We start from the raw sequence: 11,880 nt of genomic DNA on the forward strand, positions 1-11,880 counted from the left end.
TGTCCGGAGCATGACCATGTCCCCGTTGCAGACCCTGCTTGCCTCCCACCGCGCCGGCCACAATGTGGGCCTGTACAGCGTCTGCTGCAGCAACGAACAGGTGCTGCGCGCGGCCATGCACGTGGCACTGGCACACGACACGGTGCTGCTGGTCGAAGCCACCTCCAACCAGGTCGACCAGTTCGGCGGCTACACCGGCATGACCCCGCCGCAGTACCGCGACTATGTCGGCACGCTTGCGGATGAGGAAGGCTTTCCGCGCACGCGGCTGATCCTGGGCGGCGACCACCTCGGTCCGAACGCCTGGCAGAAGCGCCCCGCCGCCGAAGCGATGGCCCACGCGCGCGTGCTGATCGAAACCTACGTGGCCGCCGGCTTCCACAAGATCCATCTGGACTGCAGCATGTCCTGCGCCGACGATCCGGTGCCGCTGCCTGATGCCACCGTGGCCGCGCGTTCGTCGGAACTGGCGACGATCGCCGAGCGCACGGCTGCCCGGCTCGGCCTGCCGGCGCCGGTGTACGTGATCGGCACCGAAGTGCCCGTTCCCGGCGGCGAAGCCTCGCTGGCCGGCGGCCTGCAGGTGACCACGCCGGCAGCCGCCGCGCAGACCCTGGCCATCCACCAGCAGGCATTCGATACCCCCGAACTGCGCGATGCCTGGCAGCGCGTGATCGCGATGGTGGTGCAGCCGGGCGTTGACTTCGATCACAGCAGCGTGCACGAGTACGACCCGGTCGCCGCCAACGCGCTGGCCGACTTCCTCGAGCAGCAGCCGCGCATCGTGTTCGAGGCGCACTCCACCGACTACCAGCGCGAAAGCGGACTGCATGCGCTGGTCCGCGATCATTTCGCGATCCTCAAGGTCGGCCCCGCCGCCACCTTCGCCTATCGTGAGGCGCTGTTCGCATTGGCAGCGATCGAACAGGCGCTGCTGCCGGCTGCGCAGTGCTCGCGCCTGCCACAGGTGCTGGAGGAGGTGATGGTGGCGCAGCCGAAGTACTGGCAACCCTACTACCAGGGTGACCAGGCGACACTGCGCCTGTTGCGCAGTTATTCCTTCAGTGACCGCTGCCGCTACTACTGGGGCGAGCCGGCACTGCTGCGCGCCGTGCAGACGCTGTTCTCCAACCTGGAGCAGCACACGCCACCGTTGGTGCTGCTGAGCCAGTACCTGCCGGAGCAGTACCGCGCCGTGCGTGACGGCCGCCTGGCCAACACGCCGACGGCCCTGGTGCAGCACCGCATCGGCCAGTGCCTGGGCGAGTATGCCCGCGCCTGCAGCGCCAACCAGGCAGGCAAACGCGGTCAGGACACACGATCCGCTGCCGGCATTGCTGCGAACGGCTAATCTCTACCCCTCACAGCAGACCCGAGACTCCGCCATGCGCAACACCCGCTCCCGCCGGCAACAGATCCTGCAGCTGCTGATCGAGCACGGCTCGGTGCAGGTGGCCGATCTGGTCGAGCGCTTCGGCGTGTCCGCGGTGACGATCCGCGCCGACCTGACCCACTTCGAGTCGCAGGGCCTGGCCAACCGCACCCACGGTGGCGCCAATCTGGTGCGCACGCCTCCGCAGGAGCAGGACATCCATGAAAAGGATGCGCTGAATCTGCCCCTGAAGGAGTCCATCGGCGCCTGCGCGGCGAACCTGGTGCAGGCCGGTGACAACATCATCATCGACTCCGGTTCGACCACCATGACGCTGGCCCGCCATCTGCGTGGCCGCCGCGATGTGACGGTGATGACCAATGGCCTGAACATCGCGTGGGAACTGGCCAATGCTGCCGGCATCAATGTGCTGCTGACGGGCGGACTGCTGCGTCAGCAGTCGTTGTCGCTGCAGGGCAGCCAGGCCGAGGCCAGCCTCAATTCCTACAGCTTCGACACCCTGTTCCTGGGCGTGGACGGGTTGGACCTGCAGTTCGGCCTGACCACCCACGATGAGGCGGAAGCGCGCCTCAACCACCGCATGGTCGAGCGCGCGCGGCGCATCGTCGTGCTGACCGACGCCTCCAAGTTCGGCCGTGTCAGCCTGCATCGCATCGCCCGCCTGGATCAGATCCATACCGTCATCACCGACGCCGGCATCGACGACGCAACCCGCGAGGGCCTGCAGCGGCTGGGCATCGAAGTGATCATCGCCGAGCCGCCCGCATGACCGACACCCGTTCCCTGCATGGCCGCATCCTCACCCCGCTGGGGTGGCGACGTGGGCATGTCCACTTCGACTCGCATGTGCGCCAGCTGCAGGTGGACGACCACAGCGGCGGTGATGACCCGCAGCTGCAGGTGATCCTTCCCGGTTTCATCGATCTGCATGTGCACGGCGCTGCCGGTGTAGACCTGATGCAGGGCGGCGATGTGGCCCGCACCATCGCCCGCACCCACCTGCGCTTTGGTACCACCACCCTGCTGGCGACCACCATGACCGCCGGCCTGGACGAGATCGAGTACGCCCTGCAGGGCGTGGCCGCCACCATGGCAGCACCGGACGACGAGGCCGCATGCATCGCCGGCGTGCATCTGGAAGGGCCGTTCATCAGCCCTCAGCGCCTGGGCGCACAGCCCAACCGTACGATCGAGGCGACGCTGGCACTGGTGCAGCAGCTGCATGCGCTGGCACCGATCCGGGTGATGACGCTGGCGCCGGAGATCGGCGAACACACGGCGCTGATTCCTGCGCTTTCGGCGATGGGCATCCGTGTGCAGCTCGGCCACAGCGCGGGTACTTACGAAGAAGGTGTAGCCGCTCTGCAGGCGGGTGCATCCGGCTTCACCCATCTGTTCAACGGCATGACCGGCGTCGATCACTATCGCCCGGGCATCGCGGCGGCGGCGCTCGCCCATGCACGTTACGCCGAGATCATTCCCGACCTGCAGCACATCCATCCCGGCGTGATCCGCCTGGCCGCGCGCGCGATTCCGCGCCTGTACGCGGTGACCGACGCTACGGCCGCCACCGGCATGCCGGATGGCGAGTACGCGCTGGGCGAACAGCGCGTGCACAAGTGTGGCGGTTGCGTGCGGCTGGCGACCGGTTCGCTGGCCGGCAGCGCGCTGACCATGGACCAGGCACTGCGCAACCTGGTGCGTGTCGGCCTGGATCTGGCCGACGCCTCGCAGCGCGTTTCCACGTTCCCGGCCGACTACCTGGGCCTGGGCGATCGCGGTCGCATCGCGCCCGACGCCCGCGCCGATCTGGTGGTGCTGGACGCTGGACTGCGCCTGCAGCAGGTGGTGGTGGGTGGCCGGGTGGTCGAGCTGCACTGAGCAACGTCCCTGCCGTAGAGCCACGCATGGCGCGGCGCCACAGAACGCAATCTGCGAAGAACCGCCGCCGGGCAGGGTCCGGCGCTACCACAGGAACTGCCGATGACTGCAAGCACCGCTCCGCGCTGGCCCGTACGCTATCTGCTCTTCATCGGAGGCCTCGGCGGCCTGCTGTACGGCATCGATATCGGCATCATTGCCGGTGCCCTGCCCTATCTGGAAGCGACCGCCAGCCAGGCCTGGCAGCTCAGCAGCCAGCAGCTGGGATTCGTCGTTGCAGCCGTTCTGCTGGGCAGTGTGCTGTCCTCACTGTTTGCCGGCATGGTGGCCGACCTGATCGGACGCCGCGGCGCGATGCTGCTGGCTGGCGTTCTGTTCACCGCCTCCATTCCCATCATGGCGCTCGCTTCGGGCTACACGCCGCTGCTGCTGGGCCGACTGCTGCAGGGCATCAGCGGCGGCCTGATCGGAGTGGTGGTACCCCTGTACCTGGCCGAGGTGCTCAGTCCGGAGCGGCGTGGCCGGGGTGCAGCGATGTTCCAGCTGCTGCTGACCATCGGACTCGTGCTGGCGGCGCTGATCGGCCTGTACCACGCCCAGGCCGTGGATGCCGCTGCCGAAACCGTGCGCTCGCTGCCGCTGGCACAGCAGGCGCAGGAACTGTTCGCCGTGAAGGACCATGCGTGGCGGACCATCTTCTGGAGCTGCCTGACGCCGGGCCTGGTGTTCTGTGCCGGCATTTTCTGGCTGTCGGAGTCTCCGCGCTGGCTGGTCCGCCGTGGTCGGGTGGACGACGCCCGTCGCAGCCTGCTGCGGGTGCTGCCGGCCGCCGAGGTCGAGCCCACGCTCGCGCGCATCCAGGCACCAGAATCCAGTGGCACGAACGGCAGGCGTGATCCGCTGCTCAGCCGCCGCTACGTGGTGCCGTTCGTGCTGGCCTGCGTGGTCCTGGCCTGCACCCAGGCCACCGGCATCAACTCGGTGCTCGCCTATGCGGTGAACATCCTCAACCAGGCGGGCCTGTCCGGTTCGGTGGCCAATGGCGCCGACGTGGCGATCAAGCTGCTCAATGCGGTGATGACCGTGGTCGCGCTGCTGCTGGTCGATCGCAAGGGCCGCAAGTTCCTGCTGATGCTCGGCAGCGGCGGTATCTGCGTGGCGCTGCTGGCCGCCGCCACCCTGTTTTTCCAGGCCGAACGCGGCCGCGCCGATGTGCAGCCGCAGCTGCAGGCCGCAGCCAGCGGCGATGGCCTGCATCTGGTACTGGACGAGGCACAGTGGCAACGCCTCACTGACGGCATCGACAGCGAAGGCCGTCCGATGCAGCTGACCGTGTCCTACGCCTATGGCGATTTTACCAACGTGCGCGCACTTCGCAGTGACAACCTGATCGATCGCGAGCTGCGCATCGACCGTGCCGGCACCGTGCAGCCGGACAGCGTCATCGGCGCCTTCTTCCGCACCCTGCACCTGAATCCGTTCGCAGACCCGGCCGGCGCAGCGCACGCACCGCTGCGCATCGAGCAGGCGCGGATCGGACCGGTGCCAACGCCCGCCCACGGCTGGGCGGTGGCCGCCTGCATCCTCGTGTTCGTTGCCTTCTTCGCGGTGGGCCCTGGCGTCTGCGTATGGCTGGCACTGTCCGAGCTGATGCCCAACCGGATCCGCTCCAATGGCATGAGCATCGCGCTGCTGATCAATCAGTTCGTGTCCACCACCATCGCCGCGATCTTCCTGCCGACCGTGGGCCACTATGGCTACGCCAGCATGTTCCTGTTCTGGGCGGCTTGCACATTCGTGTTCTTCCTGGTGGCTGCGTTCTGGCTGCCGGAAACCAAGGGCAGGTCGCTGGAGGAAATCGAGGCCAGATTCGCGACCAGGCAGCGCTGAGCAGGGTTCAGGGCACCGGCACCCGCTGGCCGGTGATGTGCCATGCCAGTTCCTGCGCCTCGGCCACGCTGGGTAGGCCACTCAACATCATCGATTCGCCGAACGGGCCACTCACCGTCGCCACCGTCAGCACGCGGCCATCCACGCTGATCGCCACCCGCTTTCCCACCAGTGCGGCCGTGCCATCGTGGATGCGCTGCTGTGCCTCCTTGCGATAGCGGATCTGCAGGCCGGGCTGCTGGCTCTGGTCCAGCACGTAACGGACATCGGCGATGTCGGCACTGCCGGCAATCGGTGGCTCGCGCAGCGCGAGTGTTTCACCCTGCCACTGCACCGGTGTGCCATTGCCGGCAGCATCGACTGCGCTCAGACGCACATCCACGCCCGGACGCGGCGCATGATCCCTGCCAGCCTCCGCATCCGCTGTTGCGCCGGGCATGCAACCGGCCAGGCCCAGCACCGCGACCAGCAGAAACGAACCCGCCCGCCTCACTTCAGCTTCCTCAGCTTGAATGCCACCAGCACCTGCAGCAGCCCATACAGCAGGCTGCCGATGCCGATCCACAGCGTGGTCACGGCCACGCCCGCGTAGGGATTGGCCGCAAACAGCAGGCCCAGCACCACCGCCAGCACACCACTGAGTATCAGCAACCACTCGCCCTGGATCTGCCTGCGCACGCGGATTGCGTACACGATGCGATAGATGCCGGCCACCAGCAGCCACGCCGCCAGGAACAGCACCAGCACACTGGCGGTGGCGAGCGGATTGATCACCGCCAGAATGCCGAAACCTAGCGAGGCGATGGCGTACAGCGCCAGCCAGCCACGCGAGGCACCGCTGCCACCGCTGATCAGCGCGAACAGGCTGATGACACCTTCGATGATGGCCATCACGCCCAGCGTCCAGGCCAGGGCCGTCGCTGCCGACAGCGGCCAGCCGATCGCGATGATGCCGAAGCCGAGTGCGACCAGGCCATACAGCAGCAGGATCCACCAGCTGCGACCGACCGCCGACAACAGGGGAGACAAGGGGGAATTCATGACCACTCCTTCGATCCGGAATCGGCTTCATCCTAGCCCCTGGCGATGAAGAGGGCGATCACGGAACCCGTGCGCAGACCCACACGCGCACCTCTGCGGCACCCACGCAGCGCAGTGTCTCAGCGATTTCCATCACGGTGCTGCCGGTGGTCATCACATCATCGACCACGGTCAGCCGCGGCGGCACCGGCGCATGTGCATCGAAGGCGTCGAACAGGTTGTCCCTGCGCTGTTCGGCCGTGCGTTCGGATTGTGGTGCCGTATGCCGACGACGGTACAGGCCCTGCCAGACCGGCATCGGCAGCAACCGGCATAGTTCGGCTGCCTGGTTGTAACCACGCAGGCGCAGGCGCCGATCATGCAATGGCACCGGCACCAGCGGCGCGCACGACCAAGGGGGCGGCGCGCGCTGCATCAGCTGCGCGAGCAGGCGTCCGGCCGCCAGGTCCTGATGGAACTTGTAGCGCACCAGCAGCTGGTCCACCGGCGGCAGGTACAGCAGGCTTGCGTGCGTGGCCAGCTGCGGTGGTGCCTCCTCGCGGCAGCTGCCGCAGACGATCAGGGCCGCATCCGGCAGCGGCAGCGCGCAGCGCAGGCAGGCGCGACCCGACCACGGCAGTCCGGCGTAGCAGGCCGCACAGAGATCCAGCTCGTCGTGACCCGGGTCGTTGCAGACCAGGCAGCGCAGCGGAATCAGCAGGCGCAGCAGCCGCTGCAACGGGGCCCCGGCGACAATGCGGTGGACGATGCGCATGCCGCAGGCTCGCGCATGGCAGGCAGCGACGCCATCGGCGGAAGGACCAGACATGGGTCGGTGAAATGCCCGTCATCGTGTGCCGACGGGCATGACCCACCGTGCCCCCTACTGCATGGCCTGCCAGGGTGGCTGCCGGTCGCCTCTCCCTGGCAGCATCTGCCGGGCACGTACGCGGATCACCTACTTTCGACCGGGATCGACGGACGTGGCATCGGCCGATGGGCCAGGCACCATCAGCAGCTCGGCCAGGCCACGATAGATCGGCACCCGGCACACCAGACCGGATACCCCACGGGCAATCAGTACCGTGGCCAGAATCGGCAGCAGCAGGTCACCGCTGTCCGTCAGTTCCAGCGAGATGACGGCGGAGGTCAGTGGGGCCTGGGTGACGCCGGTCAGGTACGCACACATGCCAAGCAGCACGAACGCGCGTGGATCCACGCCGGGCATCAGCACCGCCAGGTTGTGGCCCAACCCGGCACCGACCGCCAGCGCGGGCGAGAACAGGCCCCCGGGGATACCGGCCACATAGGAGGCCAGGTTGGCCAGCAGCTTCATCAGCCCGAACTCATGACCCACCAGCGCGTGACCCTGCACCAGGCTGCGCGCCTGTTCGTAGCCGGTGCCGAACGCACCTTCACCAAACAGCATCGCCAGCGCCACCACCACCAGGCCGCAGCCGGCGGCCAACAGCACGGGATGGCGCTGGCGCAGTTGCCCCAGCCAGCGCGGACGGCCTGCCGCGCTCGCCAGTACGGCGCGCGCGAACAGTCCTCCCAGCAATCCCGCCACCACACCGCACAGCAGGATCGCCAGCCAGCCCTGGCCCAGCGGAAGCCGCGCCGAAACATGGCCGAAGTAGGTGTAGTTGCCCAGCAGACCCAGCGATACGACGCCACCGACGATCACCGCCGTCAGCAGCGTGCCCGAGAACCGGTGCTCGAAGCGGCCGCTGAGTTCCTCGATGGCGAACACGATGCCTGCCAACGGGGTATTGAAGGCTGCCGCGATGCCTGCGGCGCCGCCCGCCAGCAGGAAGTGCGACAGCTCACGCGGGTCCTTGAAACCAAACCAACGACCGAACAGGTACATCAGGCTTGCACCCACGTGCACGGTCGGACCTTCGCGGCCGACCGAAGCACCGCCCAACAACGACAGTGACGTCAGCAGCAGCTTGCCGGCCGATACCGCCGGTGAAAGATTCGTCGCGCGGAACGAGGCATCCGGCTTGTCCAGCGCAGCGATGACCTGGGGAATGCCGCTGCCGCGGGTAGGCTTCAGTACACCGCTGGTCAGCCATGCCAGCAGCGCGAAGATGCCTGGCGTGAGCAGCAGCGCCCACCACGGCGAATGGGTGGTGATGCGCTGGAACAGATGGAACGCCGCGTCGCTGGCCTTGGCGAACAGAATGGCCACCAGCGCCACGGCCACGGCACCGCCCCAGAGTGCGGCGCGGCGGCGCCAGGCCTCGCTGAGGACCAGCGCGGCGATGCGTCCGCGAAGACGATGGAGATCGGTCATGGGACAGAGTCTGCGCGCAAGCGCTTCCGTTGGGCAGTAGTCACTGTGGCCGCAAGCCTTGCAGGAAGCGGTGAAACGCGGCCATCCGCGTCGGCCTGATCAACCGATGCACTGTAAACCACTAAAAACACTCACGGGTTGACAGCCTTTCCACCCCCCTCCACACTGCCGCCCTCGCTCCACTCGTACCCGGGTCCCGCCATGGCCACTGCCGTCCGCCACGACTGGCAACACGATGAACTGCAGGCGCTGTTCGAACTCCCCCTCCCCGACCTGTTGTTCCGCGCCGCTGCGGTCCATCGCGAGCACTTCGACCCCGCCCGGGTGCAGGTCTCCACGCTGCTGTCGGTGAAGACCGGCGGCTGCCCGGAGGACTGCGCGTATTGCCCGCAGGCCCAGCGCTACAGCACCGGCGTCAACGCACAGAAGCTGATGGACACCGAAGCGGTGCTGGCCAAGGCGCGCCAGGCCAAGGCTGCCGGTGCGTCGCGCTTCTGCATGGGCGCGGCCTGGCGGTCGCCGAAGGATCGCGACATCCCGAAAGTGACCGCGATGATCGCCGGGGTGAAGGCACTGGGCCTGGAGACCTGCGCCACGCTGGGCATGCTCAGTGGCGACCAGGCACGGGCACTGAAGGACGCCGGCCTGGACTACTACAACCACAATCTCGACACCGCGCCGGACTACTACGACTCGATCATCCATACCCGCCAGTACCAGGACCGCCTGGACACGCTGGAGCACGTGCGGGATGCAGGCCTGAAGACCTGCTGCGGCGGCATCGTCGGCATGGGCGAGACGCGGGCGCAGCGCGTGGGCCTGCTGCTGGCCCTGGCCACGCTGCCGGCCCATCCGGATTCGGTGCCGATCAACAGACTGGTGCAGGTGGCCGGTACGCCGCTACACGGCAGTGCAGAACTGGACCCGTTCGAGTTCGTGCGCATGATCGCGGTGGCACGCATTGCCATGCCGCGTTCGATGGTGCGCCTGTCGGCCGGCCGCGAGGCGATGAGCGACGAACTGCAGGCGCTGTGCTTCCTGGCGGGCGCCAACTCCATCTTCTATGGCGACAGGCTGCTGACCACCGGCAACCCGGAAAGCGAACGCGATCTGGCATTGTTCGCGCGGCTGGGCCTGCAGCCGATGGCGGTGCAGGTGGACGCCGAGGGCCACGACCACGGCGGTACCGCACATGCCGATATCGGCAGCGCTGCACCCGGCTGCGGCTGCGCTCACGCAGCCTGAGACGGGGCCCGAGCAGGCGTCGCGGCAACGCGCTACCCTAGCCGCCCCGTCGCCGCCTCCCGCCGCCATGGCCCGCCCCGACCTCACCGCCCGCATCCAGGACCAGCGCGCGCTGCGCGATGCCCAAGGTCGTCGCCGCCCACGGCGCACGGTCACCCGCCGCGATGGCGTCTGCCTGGAAGTGGAAGGCCGCTGGCTGACCGGCTTCTGCAGCAACGACTATCTGGGCCTGGCCCAGCAGTTCAGCGTGGTCAATGCATTGCAGGACGCGGCCGCCCGCGAAGGCGCCGGGGCCGGCGCATCGCACCTGGTCTGCGGCCACCACGCGATGCACGATGCTCTGGAACGCGAAATGGCCGAGTGGCTGGGCTACCCGCGCGCACTGCTGTTCGGCAGCGGTTTTGCCGCCAACCTGGCGGTGCAGCAGGCGCTGCTGAGCGAAGAGAACGACGTCTGCGTGCAGGACAAGCTCAATCACGCCAGTCTGCTCGATGCCACGCGGCTGGCGGGCGCACGCCTGCGCCGCTATCCGCACCTGGATGCGGAAGGGGCCATGCGCCAGCTCAGGCACGCAGCCGATGGCGCAGCGATGCTGGCCACCGATGGTGTCTTCAGCATGGACGGCGACGTCGCGCCGCTGCGCGCACTGTCACTGGTCGCGCGCCTGCAGCAGGCACTGTTCTATGTGGACGATGCACATGGCGTTGGCGTGGTCGGCGATGGCCGGGGCACGGTGGCGGCCGCCGGTCTGGGCGTGGACGACGTGCCGTTGCAACTGGTCACCCTGGGCAAGGCGCTGGGCAGCGCCGGCGCGGTGGTGCTGGGCCGCGAAGACCTGATCGAGCATCTGGCCGAAACCGCCCGCCCCTACATCTACACCACCGCGATGCCGCCGGCGCTGGCGGCGGCGGCACTGGAAGCAGTGCGCCTGGCACGCCGCGACAACTGGCGCCGCACCAAGCTGGTCGACCTGATCGCACTGTTCCGCGGCGAAGCGCGCCGCCACGGGCTGGACCTGATGGCATCGGAGACACCGATCCAGCCCCTGCTGTGCGGCGATGACCACACCGCACTGGCGCTGTCCAAGGCGCTGGAGCAGGCGGGATGGCTGGTCGGAGCGATTCGCCCGCCGACCGTTCCAGAGGGCAAGGCACGCCTGCGCGTCACCCTCTCTGCCCTGCACACGGCAGACCAGGTGCGGGGGCTGGTCGAGGCCATCGCCAGCGCGCGTGATCGCCTCTCGATCACGCCGCGCGAGGCCGCGCCACCGCCGTTGCCGGCCCTGGCTTGAGGTTCGGCTGGTTTCCGCATGCATATCGAAGTCGCCGGCCAGGGGCCGGACCTGGTACTGATCCACGGCTGGGCCCTGCAGGGCGGTGTGTTCGCGCCGCTGGTCCAGCGCCTGGCGCAGCAGTTCACCCTGCACCTGGTCGATCTTCCCGGACACGGCCACAGCCGCGGGGACACCACGCCGTTGCGCCTGCCCTTCGTGGTCAACGCGATCGCCGCCGCCACGCCACCGGCGGTGTGGTGCGGGTGGTCGCTGGGCGGGCTGTTCGCACTGCATGCCGCGGCGACCCTGCCGAAAGTGCGGGGACTGGCGATGATCGCTGCCACGCCCCGCTTCGTGCGCAGCGACGACTGGCCGCATGCAGTGGAGCCGGCCGTGTTCGAGCAGTTCGGCCGTGAGCTGGCCAGCGATTTCGGTGGCACGCTGGAACGATTCCTGGCCCTGGATGTAATGGGTTCGGCGCACGCCCGCGGGGAACTTCGCACCCTGCGCCAGCGCCTGGTGGAGCGCGGTGCACCGACCGCACGCGCCCTGCGGGAGGGTCTGCAGCTGCTGGAAAGCACCGCCCTGCGCGGCGCCCTGCCGGCACTGGGCAAGCCCAGCCTGTGGATCGCCGGTCAACGCGACAGGCTGGTGCCACCGGCCGCCATACAGGCTGCAGCGGCGCTCGCGCCCGGCGGACAGGCGCTGACCATCGCTCACGGCGGCCACGCCCCCTTCCTCGGCCACGCCGACGAAGTGGCCGCCGTCCTGCAACGCTTCGTTGCCGGCCTGACACCGGCGGATGACGGACAATGACGTTCCTTCGAACTGCGCAGGGCTGACGCATGGAGCTGGGTATCAAGGGCCGCTGGGCCCTGG

General features: G+C 68.3%; 11 protein-coding genes. 7 read left to right on the forward strand and 4 right to left on the reverse strand.

Annotated elements, in window-relative coordinates; all coding sequences use genetic code 11:
* The first annotated feature begins 16 nt into the window (after positions 1-16).
* The 4 genes from QMZ25_RS07120 (at position 17) to QMZ25_RS07135 (ending at position 5,164) form a co-directional block, all read left to right on the forward strand.
* Entirely contained in the window at positions 17-1,351 is a 1,335-nt protein-coding gene (locus QMZ25_RS07120) for a D-tagatose-bisphosphate aldolase, class II, non-catalytic subunit (RefSeq protein WP_283219366.1), read from the forward strand.
* Positions 1,269-2,162, forward strand: a complete 894-nt coding sequence (locus tag QMZ25_RS07125; protein ID WP_262917953.1) for a DeoR family transcriptional regulator — start codon at positions 1,269-1,271, stop codon at positions 2,160-2,162. Before QMZ25_RS07120 ends, QMZ25_RS07125 begins: the two co-directional genes overlap by 83 nt.
* The gene (locus QMZ25_RS07130) at positions 2,159-3,274 is read left to right on the forward strand and encodes an amidohydrolase family protein (RefSeq protein ID WP_065181471.1); all 1,116 of its coding nucleotides are present in this window, start codon (positions 2,159-2,161) and stop codon (positions 3,272-3,274) included. Before QMZ25_RS07125 ends, QMZ25_RS07130 begins: the two co-directional genes overlap by 4 nt.
* 102 nt (positions 3,275-3,376) lie before the next feature.
* Positions 3,377-5,164, forward strand: coding sequence for an MFS transporter (locus QMZ25_RS07135; RefSeq protein WP_053518007.1), 1,788 nt, complete (start codon positions 3,377-3,379; stop codon positions 5,162-5,164).
* A gap of 7 nt (positions 5,165-5,171) precedes the next feature.
* On the opposite strand, the gene QMZ25_RS07140 is transcribed toward QMZ25_RS07135, so the two are convergent.
* From QMZ25_RS07140 to QMZ25_RS07155, 4 genes are all read right to left on the reverse strand, one after another.
* A complete protein-coding gene (locus tag QMZ25_RS07140) occupies positions 5,172-5,603 on the reverse strand; it encodes a hypothetical protein (protein ID WP_283219370.1) in 432 nt (143 codons plus the stop codon).
* Positions 5,604-5,653: 50 nt separating this feature from the next.
* The gene (locus tag QMZ25_RS07145) at positions 5,654-6,205 is read right to left on the reverse strand and encodes an HdeD family acid-resistance protein (protein WP_053518003.1); all 552 of its coding nucleotides are present in this window, start codon (positions 6,203-6,205) and stop codon (positions 5,654-5,656) included.
* Positions 6,206-6,263: 58 nt separating this feature from the next.
* Positions 6,264-6,959 (reverse strand): ComF family protein, encoded by a 696-nt coding sequence (locus QMZ25_RS07150; protein ID WP_283219371.1) that lies wholly within the window; start codon positions 6,957-6,959, stop codon positions 6,264-6,266.
* Positions 6,960-7,142: 183 nt separating this feature from the next.
* Positions 7,143-8,483 carry a chloride channel protein gene (locus QMZ25_RS07155; protein WP_111187216.1) on the reverse strand — a complete coding sequence of 447 codons (1,341 nt, stop codon included), beginning with the start codon at positions 8,481-8,483 and terminating at the stop codon, positions 7,143-7,145.
* Positions 8,484-8,684: 201 nt separating this feature from the next.
* On the opposite strand from QMZ25_RS07155, the gene bioB reads away from it, so the two are divergent.
* From bioB to bioH, 3 genes are all read left to right on the forward strand, one after another.
* The gene (gene bioB, locus QMZ25_RS07160; protein WP_283219367.1) at positions 8,685-9,728 is read left to right on the forward strand and encodes a biotin synthase BioB; all 1,044 of its coding nucleotides are present in this window, start codon (positions 8,685-8,687) and stop codon (positions 9,726-9,728) included.
* A gap of 67 nt (positions 9,729-9,795) precedes the next feature.
* Positions 9,796-11,019: an 8-amino-7-oxononanoate synthase gene (bioF, locus tag QMZ25_RS07165; RefSeq protein ID WP_065174317.1), complete on the forward strand. Its 1,224-nt coding sequence runs from the start codon at positions 9,796-9,798 to the stop codon at positions 11,017-11,019.
* A gap of 18 nt (positions 11,020-11,037) precedes the next feature.
* Positions 11,038-11,817 (forward strand): pimeloyl-ACP methyl ester esterase BioH, encoded by a 780-nt coding sequence (gene bioH / locus QMZ25_RS07170; protein ID WP_283219368.1) that lies wholly within the window; start codon positions 11,038-11,040, stop codon positions 11,815-11,817.
* Positions 11,818-11,880: the final 63 nt, after the last annotated feature.

This window comes from Stenotrophomonas sp. RS-48, from assembly GCF_030053245.1.
Lineage (GTDB): Bacteria > Pseudomonadota > Gammaproteobacteria > Xanthomonadales > Xanthomonadaceae > Stenotrophomonas > Stenotrophomonas maltophilia_P.

Coding starts and splice junctions, on each gene's coding strand:
- QMZ25_RS07150 (WP_283219371.1), bottom strand. CDS start 6,959: ATGCGCATCGTCCACCGCATTGTCGCCGGGGCCCCGTTGCAGCGGCTG.
- QMZ25_RS07155 (WP_111187216.1), bottom strand. CDS start 8,483: ATGACCGATCTCCATCGTCTTCGCGGACGCATCGCCGCGCTGGTCCTC.
- bioH (WP_283219368.1), top strand. CDS start 11,038: ATGCATATCGAAGTCGCCGGCCAGGGGCCGGACCTGGTACTGATCCAC.
- QMZ25_RS07135 (WP_053518007.1), top strand. CDS start 3,377: ATGACTGCAAGCACCGCTCCGCGCTGGCCCGTACGCTATCTGCTCTTC.
- bioB (WP_283219367.1), top strand. CDS start 8,685: ATGGCCACTGCCGTCCGCCACGACTGGCAACACGATGAACTGCAGGCG.
- QMZ25_RS07125 (WP_262917953.1), top strand. CDS start 1,269: ATGCCCGCGCCTGCAGCGCCAACCAGGCAGGCAAACGCGGTCAGGACA.
- bioF (WP_065174317.1), top strand. CDS start 9,796: ATGGCCCGCCCCGACCTCACCGCCCGCATCCAGGACCAGCGCGCGCTG.
- QMZ25_RS07120 (WP_283219366.1), top strand. CDS start 17: ATGTCCCCGTTGCAGACCCTGCTTGCCTCCCACCGCGCCGGCCACAAT.
- QMZ25_RS07130 (WP_065181471.1), top strand. CDS start 2,159: ATGACCGACACCCGTTCCCTGCATGGCCGCATCCTCACCCCGCTGGGG.
- QMZ25_RS07145 (WP_053518003.1), bottom strand. CDS start 6,205: ATGAATTCCCCCTTGTCTCCCCTGTTGTCGGCGGTCGGTCGCAGCTGG.
- QMZ25_RS07140 (WP_283219370.1), bottom strand. CDS start 5,603: ATGCCCGGCGCAACAGCGGATGCGGAGGCTGGCAGGGATCATGCGCCG.